The sequence below is a fragment of the Streptomyces omiyaensis genome (genome assembly GCF_014650895.1).
GTDB lineage: Bacteria > Actinomycetota > Actinomycetes > Streptomycetales > Streptomycetaceae > Streptomyces > Streptomyces omiyaensis.
This window is the reverse complement of the sequence record NZ_BMVV01000070.1, coordinates 1-3,305: the sequence shown is the minus strand read 5'-3', so window position 1 is coordinate 3,305 and position 3,305 is coordinate 1. Positions and strand designations below refer to the sequence as shown.

Here is a 3,305-nt window from a genome sequence, read left to right as displayed (position 1 = left end):
GGTGGTGGCGCCGGGGTGGGCGGTGGCGGCGGTGACGTCGACGGCGGCCTCGGTGGGGCCGTACAGGTTCTCCAGGGCGACCGTGCGCTTCCCGGCGGAGACGTGGAACCGGTCCACGAGCTCGGTGGGCAGGGCCTCGCCGCTGCACACCACGAGCCGCAGGCTCGGGCACTGCGCGACCTCCACCGCCGCGACGAACGCGGCCAGCATCGACGGGACGAAGTGCAGCACGCTGACGTGCTGTTCGCGGATCAGCTCGGCCAGGTACTCGGGGTCCTTGTGTCCGTCCGGGCGTGCGACGACGAGCGGCACGCCCTGCGCGAGCGGCCAGAACAGCTCCCACACGGACACGTCGAAGGTGGTCGGCGTCTTCTGGAGGACCCGGTCCGCCGGCGTGAGCCCGTACGCGCCCTGCATCCACTGGAGGCGGTTGACGATGGCCTCGTGCTCGACCATCACGGCCTTCGGGCGTCCGGTGGAGCCGGAGGTGAAGAGGACGTACGCCGGGTGGCGCGGCAGCAGCGGCGACCGTCGGTCCGCGTCCGTCACCGGGCCCGCGTCCGCGCCCGCCCACTCCGCCGTCACGGCCGCCGAATCGAGCACGATCCGCTCCGCCGCGAGCCCCGCCGGAAGGTCCGGCGCCGAGGCCGCGTCGGTGAGGACGGCGACCGGCCGGGCCGTCCCGCACATGTGGGTGAGGCGGTCGGCGGGCAGGGTGAGGTCGAGCGGCAGGTAGGCGCCCCCGGCCCGCACGACGGCGTGGATCGCGACCAGCAGGTCGAGCGAGCGGGGCAGCGCCACGGCGACGATCGACTCGGGGCCCACGCCCCGGTCGACGAGGAGGCGGGCGAGGCGGTTGACGCGGGCGTCGAAGTCGGTACGGGACAGCTCCTCGCCCTCGAAGACGAGCGCCGGGCCCTCGGCGCGGGCCGCGCCCGCCGCCACCAGGTCCGCGAGGGTCCGGGGACCCTCCACGGCACGGTCGGTCGCGTTCCAGCCCTCCAGGGCGTGCCGCTCGTCCCCGTCCATCAGGTCCAGGGCGGAGACAGGGGCGCCCGGGTCGGCCGCCACGGCGTCCAGGAGCCGGACGAGGCGTTCCACGAGCCGTTCGGCGCCCGCCCGGCCGAAGAGGTCGGTCGCGTACCGCAGACCGCCCTCGATCCGCCCGTCGCCCTCCGAGGCGCCGAACGCGAACTCCAGGTCGACCTTCGACCCGCCGATCTCCACCGGCAGTTCGCGGGCCGCCACCCCGAAGAGCGAGTCCACCTCGGTGGACACCGAGTGGTACGTCACCATCGCCTGGAACAGCGGGTTGCGCGCCTGGGAGCGGGCCGCGCCCACCGCCTCCGCCACCGCTTCCAGCGGCAGGTCGGCGTGGGCGAAGCCCGCGAGCCCGGTGTCCCGCACCCGGCCGACCAGCTCGGCGAACGTCGGCTCGCCCGACACGTCCGCACGCAGCACGAGCGTGTTCAGGAAGAAGCCCACGAGCCCGTCGAGCCGTTCGTCGCCGCGCCCGGAGACCGGCGCGCCGAGGGGGACGTCGTCCCCGGCGCCGAGCCGGTGCAGCAGGGCCGCGACGGCCGCGTGCACCACCATGAACACCGTCGCGCCGGAGTCGCGGGCGATCCGGGCGAGCCCGGCACCCGTCGCGGCGGAGACGCCGAACGGCACCACGTCGCCGCCGTGCGTCGGCGCGGACGGACGCGGGGTGTCGGTGAACAGGCCAAGTTCCTCCGGGAGTCCGGCCAGAGCCTCCCGCCAGTAGGCGGCCTGGCGCGCCGCCGTCGAGTCGGATTCCCCGGTTTCGCCGAGGAGTTCGCGCTGCCAGAGGGCGTAGTCGGCGTACTGGAGGGGGAGTTCGGCGAACTCCGGTGCCCGGCCGGCGACACGGGCCGCGTACGCGGTGTCCAGGTCGGCCAGGAGCGGTCCGGTGGACCACTCGTCGGTCGCGATGTGGTGCAGCAGGACGACCAGCACGTGCTCCTCGTCGGAGGCGCTGAGCAGCGTCACCCGCACCGGGATCTCCCGGGCCAGGTCGAAGACGTACCGGGAGGCGGCCTCCGCCTCGGCGGCCAGCTCCCCGGCGCGGACGCGGCGCGCCGCGAACGGCACCTCGGCCTCGCCCGGCGCCAGGATCCGCTGGTACGGCTCGCCGTCGGCCTCCGCGAACACGGTCCGCAGCACCTCGTGCCGCGCCACCACGTCCTCCGCCGCCGCGCGCACCGCCGCCGCCTCCACGGGCCCGTCGAGGCGCACGGCGAAGGGCACGTTGTACGCGGTCCCCGGCCCCCGGACGCTGTCGAAGAGCCACAGCCGCCGCTGCGCGTACGAGAGCGGCAGCCGCTCGGGCCGTGCGGCGACCGGGACGAGGGCGGGCCGCGCGGAGGCGGTGCGCTCCGCGAGCCGGGCGGCGAGCGCCGCGACCGTCCGCGCCTCGAACACGTCCCGTACGGAGCACTCCACGCCCAGCGCGGTCCTGATCCGGCTCGCGGCGCGGGCCGCGAGGAGGGAGTGGCCGCCGAGGTCGAAGAAGTCGTCCTCGACACCGGCCGTCTCCAGGCGGAGGACGGCCGTGACGATCCCGAGCAGGAGGCTCTCCCCCGCGTCCTTCGGGGCACGCGACGGCCCGGCGACGGCGTCCGGCGGTGCGGGCAGGGCGCGGCGGTCGAGCTTGCCGTTGGGGGAGAGCGGCACGGCCGGGATCTCCACGAACACGGCCGGGACCATGTACTCCGGCAGGCGGGAGGCCGCGTGGGCGCGCACCGCGTCCACGGCGACCGGCCCGTCGCCGGCGCCGACGACGTACCCCACGAGCCGCTGCACGCCGGGCCGGTCCTCGCGGACCAGCGTGACGGCACGGGCCACCCCGGGAGCCCCGGAGAGCACGGCGTCGATCTCGCCGGGTTCGATGCGCAGGCCGCGGAGTTTGACCTGGTCGTCGGTGCGGCCGAGGTAGTGGAGTCGTCCGTCGGGGTGGCGGACGGCGAGGTCGCCGGTGCGGTACATGCGGGTGCCGGCGGGGCCGTGGGGGTCGGCGACGAAGCGTTCGGCGGTGAGGTCGGGCCGGGCGAGGTAGCCGCGGGCGAGTTGGGTGCCGGCGAGGTAGAGCTCGCCGGGGACGCCGACGGGGACGGGCCGGAGGTGTGCGTCGAGGACGTGGACGCGGGTGTTCCAGACGGGGGAGCCGATGGAGGCGGAGGTGGTGGTGGCGCCGGGGTGGGCGGTGGCGGCGGTGACGTCGACGGCGGCCTCGGTGGGGCCGTACAGGTTCTCCAGGGCGACCGTGCGCTTCCCGGCGGAGACGT

General features: G+C 76.0%; 1 protein-coding gene. It reads right to left on the bottom strand.

Annotation, left to right across the window (positions count from 1 at the left end; genetic code table 11):
• Positions 1-3,305, bottom strand: a 3,305-nt coding sequence (locus IE287_RS38000) for an AMP-binding protein (RefSeq protein ID WP_189853996.1), incomplete at both ends; no start/stop codon positions are given.